Source organism: Streptomyces sp. NPDC006265 (genome assembly GCF_040613555.1).
GTDB lineage: Bacteria > Actinomycetota > Actinomycetes > Streptomycetales > Streptomycetaceae > Streptomyces.
Window position 1 is genome coordinate 1 of sequence record NZ_JBEXSH010000506.1, and the last position, 6,550, is coordinate 6,550.

A 6,550-nucleotide genomic window follows, 5' to 3' on the forward strand; every position below is an offset into this window, starting at 1 on the left:
CCTGGACACCCGCCAGTACCGCAGTGACCAGGCCACCAGCCAGGCCGGCGCCCAGGACCCGTCACTGACCATGCTCGGCAGGAGGATCTGGCCAGGGCAAGGACGACGTTGTGACCGCCGAAGCCGAAGGAGTGGCTGACGGCGACGCGGACGTCCTGCCGGCGCGGCTCCTCGGTGACGCAATCGATGTCGAACTCGGGCGCCGGGGCGGCGTTCCGTGACATGCGCCAGGCGTCGCGTCCGACGCGCCGGTCCAGGGCGTCGCGGGAGAGGGGGACACGGCAGGAGAAGTCCACGGGCAGACCGGCCAGCACCGGATCGGAGGCGGCCGCGCCGCCCACACCGCGGCAGACCGTGCCCCAGGTGGCGTCGGAGTCCTCCCCGGCGGGGGTGAGCAGGCCGACACCCGTGACGGCGACCGGCTCGGTCACGACCGGGCCGCCCTCTCCGTGCTCTGCGCGTTCTCCGCGCGCAGCGTCTCGATATGGTCGACGACCTGGGCGAGGGCCGCATCGCGGGAGACGTGTTCGTTGCCGATCCTCACTCCGAGGCGCTCGTGCACGATGAGCACCAGCTCCGTCAGGGCCAGGGAGTCCAGGTCCAGTTGCCCCAGCGTCACCTCGGGCCGGATCTCGTCCTCCGGGACGCGGAAGGCGCTGGTCAGGATGGAACGGACGGAGGTGTAGGTGTCCGGCACGGCGTTTCCTTGCTGTCGTTGGGGGCGGGCGGGGCGGACCGGGTGAGCTCGGCGATACCGGCGTCGAATCCGATCGGTGGCTCGAAGCCGAGGTCGCGACGGGCGGCGGTGAGGTCGAAGTAGTGCGGATGGAGCAGTTCCGCGACGAGGAAGCGGCTCAGGGCGTGGGTGCGGGTGCTCCGGGCCGCGCGCAGGAGCGCTTCACCGGCACCGGCTGCGGCGGTCGCGAGCCGGGGCGGCAGGGCACACCAGCGGGCGTCGAGGCCGGCGGCCCGCAGAAAGTACCGGGTGATCTCGCGCAGCGGACGCGGATCGTCCTGGCCGACGAAGTAGGCGCGACCGCCCGCCTGCTGTGGTGACTGCCGCAGCCGGTCCAGGGCGAGCAGATGGGCGTGGGCGGCGGTACGGACATGGGTGGTGTCGACGAGGTTGGAGCCGTCCCCCGGCATCAGCAGCCGGCCGACCCGCACGGCACGCGCGAGGGCGGGGACGAAGTGGGGGTCGCCCGGCCCCCAGATGATGTGCGGGCGCAGCGAGACGGTGGCCAGCTCCGGACCGTGTGCGGCCAGCACCAGGGCCTCGGCGCGGGCCTTGGTGGCGGGGTAGGCGGCCAGGTGGCAAGGGGCGTGGGGGAGGCTCTCGTCGACCCCTTCCAGGCCGCCGGGCCGGAAGGCGACGCTGGCCGTCGAGGTGTGGAGGAGCGTGCGGACGCCGTGGGCGCGGCACTGCTGGATCACATGGCGGGTGCCGACGACGTTGGTGGCCCAGTAGGGCCGCGGCGGCCCGCTGACGCCGGCCAGGGCGGCGTTGTGGACGACGGCGTCGCACCCGGCGACGGCGCGCGAGACCGCCGCCGGGTCGGCAAGGTCGCCCACGTGCTGCTGGACGTCGAGTTCCTCCAGCGCGGTGCTCGGGCGGCGGCACAGGGAGGAGACGACGTCGCCGCGTGCCCGCAGTTGACGGCAGATCTCCCTGCCGAGGAAGCCGCTCCCGCCGGTGACCAGTACCTTCATCGGCCCCTCCCGCGCAGGTGCCGGGCGGCCCAGCCGGCCAGGCGCATACGGTCGATCTTGGAGTTGTGCCGGGGGTCGGTGGGGAAGCGGGGGCGGATCAGCAGGGCGCCGACGCGGTGGCCCTCCGGATGGTCCTTCAGGGCCGCGCGCACGGCTGCCAGGGCAGCGCCGCTGGAGGTGGCGGGCAGGGGTTCGACGCACAGGACGGGCAGTTGGCAGACGGCCGTGCCGACCCCGACCAGGGCGGTGCGCCGGATGCCGGGTGCGGTGTCCGCGGCCGCCTCGATGTCCTCGGTGGTCAGCGTGAAGCCGGGGCCGGTGACCAGGTGGGCCTTGCGGCCGAGGAACCACAGCCGGCCCTCGTCGTCGAGCCGACCCAGGTCCCCGGTGCGGTGCAGCACGCCGTGGTCGGTGTCGCTCTTGGTGACGGCGTCGGCGTCGGGACGCGCGTGGTAGGCGGGGCTGACGGTGGGACCTGAGACGGCGATCTCACCGAGCCCCGTGGCGTCGGTGTCCAGGATCCGGGCGCGGAGGCCGGGCAGGGGTCGGCCCAGACAGGTGCCGGCCTGCCCGGCGGGTGGCCGATCGCGGGTGGCACGCAGGTCGTGGTCGTCGATCGAGGAGACGGGCAGGCACTCCGTGGCGCCGTACACGCTGAGGATCTCGGCGTCGTCCGGCACGGCCTCGCGCAGGGCTTCGGCGAGGCGGACGCGCAGCGGGGCGCCGAAGGACAGGACCTGCCGTACCGAGGGAAGCGTGATGCGGTGGCGGGCACAGTGGCGGGCGATCAGGGTGAGGACGGCGGGAGACGCCAGCAGGATGCTCGCCCGGTGTTCCAGGACCGGCCCGACGAGTTCCTCCGGCGAGGTGCGGGCCGGGGCCAGGTGGTTGACGGCCGGGGCGAGGGTCGTCACCCCCAGCAGCGGGCCGAGCAGTGCGACGGGCAGGAACCCGGCGAGGAGTACGTCGTCGGGCCGGGGATCCATCACAGTCGTCAGCGCCTCGAGCTGGCCGGCCAGCGTCGTGTGGCGGTACTCCGCCCCCTTGGGCCGTCCCGTGGACCCGGACGTGAAGGCGATGAGGGCCGTTTCGTCGCCGTCGGGCTCCGGCGTCTGCGGAAGCGGGCCGTCGGCGTCCGGCGTCCGGGTGACCAGCCGCCGCGCCCCGGGGAGGAGGGCGGATCCGGTGACCAGGGGGATCCGGACGTGAGGGCGGCCCCACCCCAGGGCCCGGCGCCCGAGGTGGGCCAGCGGTTCCCCGACGAAGACGTCCGGAGCGACGTCCTCCAGGCAGCGGCCCACCTCGGCGCGCGGTTCGATCAGGACGGGGACGGCGCCGAGGAGGCCGAGGGCGTAGGAGACGGCCGTGAGGTCGTGGGCGTCGCGGGTCATCACGACGGCCTTGTGGCCGGACCGGACCCCCGCCTCGCGCAGGGCCCGCGCGAGGCGGTGACAGCGCCCCACCAGCTCGCCGCGACGGGTCGTGCGGGAGGCTCCCTTGCGGCATTCGACGAGGGCGACGGCATCGGGCCGTTCGGCCAGGCGTGCGGCGATGCCGGGAACGGTCACGGTGCCCCCTGGAGGAAGTCGCGGATGATGTCGCTCAGTTCGGCCGCGGCGTCTTCCATCACGAAGTGCCCGGCATCGGGGAAACGGTGGATGACGGCGTGCGGGTGGCGGCGCGCCCACTCCTTCAGCAGGACCGGTTGGAACACGGGATCGCGCATGCCCCAGCCGATGAGCAGCGGCAGCTCCGTCAGGCCCGGTCCGGCACCGGGAGGGTCGAGCAGTCGCCAGACGGGGTCCGCCGGGCCGCGAGGGATCGCGCGCACGGTGTCCGTGACGGCCCTGCGTTCCCGCCTGCGGGCGTAGGGGCGCAGGAAAGCCCGGCGCTCGGTCGGCGGCAGCGGGCGGTGCACCCCGGCGTGGACGGCGACGCGGGCGAACGCGTTGGTGGCGTGGACGAATTCCGCGACCGGCCGGTGGTCACGGATCCAGCGCAGGTAGAACGGCAGCCGGAAGCCGTCCGGGAAGGGGAAGGCCAGGGTGTTGCAGACGACCAGCCGGGCCACGACCCCCGGGTTCCGCAGCGCCCAGGCGATGCCGAGCGGGCCGCCCCAGTCATGCAGGACGAACGTCCAGCCCCGCTCCGGCAGGCCCGCGTCCCGCACCAGGTGGCGGTGGAGACCGTCCAGGCTTTCCAGTTGGGCCTCGTAGGGGTCGGGGACGCCGTCCGCCGGCCGTAGATGCCGGGACAGCCCGAAACCGGGCAGGTCCGGTGCCACGCAGCGGGCGTGCGGGGAGAGCCGGCGCAGCAGCGCGCGCCAGACGTAGCTCCACGACGGGTTGCCGTGCAGGAACAGCACCGGCGGGCCGGAGCCGAGGTCGAGGTAGTGCTGTCCGGTGACCGGCACCCGCCGCCAGTGCCGGGGCGCCGGATAGCCCGGCAGCAGCCGTGCCCGGGCGGCGGCATCCGGTACCGGGGCGTGGCCGGCTCGTGCGGTCACCACCGGACGAGGGCCAGGCCGAAGCTGAAACCGCTGGCCAGGCCGATCATCCCGACCAGGTCCCCGCTCTCGATGCGGTCGGTCTCCCGGGCCTTGGCCAGTTGCAGGGGCAGGGACGCCGCCGCGCAGTTCCCGTGCTCGGCCACCGCGGGCATACACCGGTCCTCGGGGAGGGAGAACGCGTCGATCACCTCGCGGTACTGGGGCATGGCGATCTGGTGGAAGGCGATGAAGGCGAAGGCGCCGCAACGCGCCGCTTCGAGTTCCTCCCCGGCCGCGTCCAGGATCCGGGGGAGCACGTCGAGCGCGCTCTGCCGCAGGTCCCCGTTCAGCCGCAGGGTGGTGTGGTCCTCGTGGACGGAGAGGTGGTGCATGCTTCCACCGCCGGCCACCGTGCACGCTTGCCAGGCCGGGGAGTTGCTGACGAACCGCAGGGACAGGATGCCGGGGTCGCCGTCGCCCGCGGGGCCGGCGGTGAGCACCATCGCGGCGCCCGCGTCGGAGGCGGTGTAGCCGGGCAGGGCCCTGAGCAGATCCTCCCGGGTGGGGGTGTGCCAGCGGGTGGCCAGGGTGGAGGGTTCACCGCAGGCGATGAGGACCGTGCGGTAGCGGCCGGTCTCGATGAACGACGCGGCCACCTCCATGGCGTTGAGGAAGCTGTTGCAGGCGTTCTTGACGTCGAACACCGGGCAGGAGGCGCCCAGTTTGGTGGCCACGATGTGGGCCGTGGCGGGTTCGACCAGGTCCTGCGAGGTCGAGGCGAACAACAGCAGGCCGATGTCGTCGATCTTCAGGTCCGCCTTGTCGAGCGCCGAGCGGGCGGCCTTCACGGCGAGGTCGGAGGCGTTCTCGCCGTCCTCGTGCACATGGACTCCCCGGACTCCGGTGAGATCCTCCAGCAGACCGGGCGGTGGTGCGTAGCCACCGGTCTCGGTGATCTTCACGCGGATCTCCTCCAAGGTCCGGTAGCGGGACGGAAGATGAGCGGAAACGGCGGCGATGCGCGCACGGAGGGCTTCGGGCACCGCGTCACCGTAACGACGCGATGTACGCCGATGGACCGGAATGCCGTTTGTGCGGTGATCTCCACCCCAACGAGTGATCCGCAGTGGATTCTTCGTTCCTCGATCCCGTCCGAGCAGCACCATGTGACCCGCAACCGGCGTGTGGAGACGGGGGACTTGACGATGCACCAGCTCGAACGGGCCGTGGCGGTGGTGGGTGTCGGCTGTCGCCTTCCCGGTGGCGTCACGGACCTGGACGGACTGTGGTCCGTGCTGCGTGACGGGCGGGACGTGGTCGGCGAGATGCCCGCCGACCGGCTGCCCCGGGACCGCACCGTCGACCCGGGCACCGTGCGGCCCGGCCGCAGCTACACCGCCGCCGGCGGTTTCCTCGACGACGTGGCTTCCTTCGACGCCGCCTACTTCGGCATGTCGCCCGCGGAGGCCCGGCACATCGACCCGCAGCAGCGACTGCTCCTGGAGATGACCGCCGAGGCACTCGACGACGCCGCCATCCCCACCGAGTCACTGGCCGGGTCGGACACCTGCGTGTACGTGGGCGTCTCCGACCCCGGCTACGGCGTGAACCTTTCGATGATGCAGAACCACACCAGCCCGCACACCATGCCGGGCGCCACCCTGTCCATCACGGCGAACCGGATCTCGTACGCCTTCGACCTGCGCGGCCCGAGCATGGCCGTCGACACGGCCTGCTCCTCCGCCCTGGTCGCCCTGGACCGGGCCTGCCGCACCCTGCGCGAGGGCACCGGCCGCGTCGCCCTCGTCGGCGGTGTCAACGTGCTGTCCAACCCCTACTCCTTCGCCGGATTCTCCTACGCGAACATGCTGTCCCGGCGCGGACGCTGCGCGGCGTTCTCCGCGGACGCCGACGGCTTCGTCCGTGCCGAGGGCGGCGGGGTGGTCGTCCTCAAGCGCCTCGCGGACGCGGTGGCGGACGGCGACCGCGTCCACGCCGTACTGGCCGCCACCGGCAACAACACCGACGGCCGCAGCACCGGCATGATCGTGCCCAGTGCCGAGGTCCAGGAGGCGCTGCTGCACACGGTCTACGCCGAGGCCGGCATCGACGCGGACGACCTGGTGTACGTCGAGGCCCACGGCACCGGCACACAGGTCGGCGACCCCGCGGAGGCCGAGGCCATCGGCCGGGCGCTGGGCCGGCGCCGCCGCCGCGGCCCGCTGCCGATCGGCTCGGTGAAGTCGAACGTCGGCCACCTCGAACCCGCCTCGGGCATGGCCGGCCTGCTGAAGGCCATCCTGGTGCTGCGCCACCGGCTGGTACCGGCGTCCCTGCACGCGCTTCCCCTCA

At 73.3% G+C, this 6,550-nt stretch carries 6 protein-coding genes and 1 pseudogene; 1 reads left to right on the plus strand and 6 read right to left on the minus strand.

Annotated elements, in window-relative coordinates; translation table 11 throughout:
* From ABZ281_RS31985 to ABZ281_RS32010, 6 genes and pseudogenes are all read right to left on the minus strand, one after another.
* Window positions 1-431 (minus strand): annotated as a pseudogene (locus tag ABZ281_RS31985) (hypothetical protein); the annotation flags it as partial.
* Window positions 428-697 (minus strand): acyl carrier protein, encoded by a 270-nt coding sequence (locus ABZ281_RS31990; protein ID WP_356661165.1) that lies wholly within the window; start codon window positions 695-697, stop codon window positions 428-430. The gene ABZ281_RS31990 and the pseudogene ABZ281_RS31985, both read right to left, overlap by 4 nt.
* Window positions 661-1,710, minus strand: coding sequence for an NAD-dependent epimerase/dehydratase family protein (locus ABZ281_RS31995; RefSeq protein WP_356661167.1), 1,050 nt, complete (start codon window positions 1,708-1,710; stop codon window positions 661-663). Before ABZ281_RS31995 ends, ABZ281_RS31990 begins: the two co-directional genes overlap by 37 nt.
* Complete coding sequence (locus ABZ281_RS32000) at window positions 1,707-3,278, minus strand: AMP-binding protein (protein WP_356661169.1); 1,572 nt, start codon at window positions 3,276-3,278, stop codon at window positions 1,707-1,709. The genes ABZ281_RS31995 and ABZ281_RS32000 overlap by 4 nt, the downstream gene beginning before the upstream one ends.
* The gene (locus tag ABZ281_RS32005; protein ID WP_356661171.1) at window positions 3,275-4,216 is read right to left on the minus strand and encodes an alpha/beta fold hydrolase; all 942 of its coding nucleotides are present in this window, start codon (window positions 4,214-4,216) and stop codon (window positions 3,275-3,277) included. The genes ABZ281_RS32000 and ABZ281_RS32005 overlap by 4 nt, the downstream gene beginning before the upstream one ends.
* Window positions 4,213-5,241 carry a 3-oxoacyl-[acyl-carrier-protein] synthase III C-terminal domain-containing protein gene (locus tag ABZ281_RS32010; RefSeq protein WP_356661173.1) on the minus strand — a complete coding sequence of 343 codons (1,029 nt, stop codon included), beginning with the start codon at window positions 5,239-5,241 and terminating at the stop codon, window positions 4,213-4,215. The genes ABZ281_RS32005 and ABZ281_RS32010 overlap by 4 nt, the downstream gene beginning before the upstream one ends.
* A gap of 162 nt (window positions 5,242-5,403) precedes the next feature.
* On the opposite strand from ABZ281_RS32010, the gene ABZ281_RS32015 reads away from it, so the two are divergent.
* Window positions 5,404-6,550, plus strand: a 1,147-nt coding sequence (locus ABZ281_RS32015) for a polyketide synthase (RefSeq protein ID WP_356661175.1), incomplete at its 3' end; no start/stop codon positions are given.

Excerpts from the sequence above, each read along its gene's own strand:
- ABZ281_RS31995 (WP_356661167.1), bottom strand. The coding sequence starts at position 1,710 with ATGAAGGTACTGGTCACCGGCGGGAGCGGCTTCCTCGGCAGGGAGATC.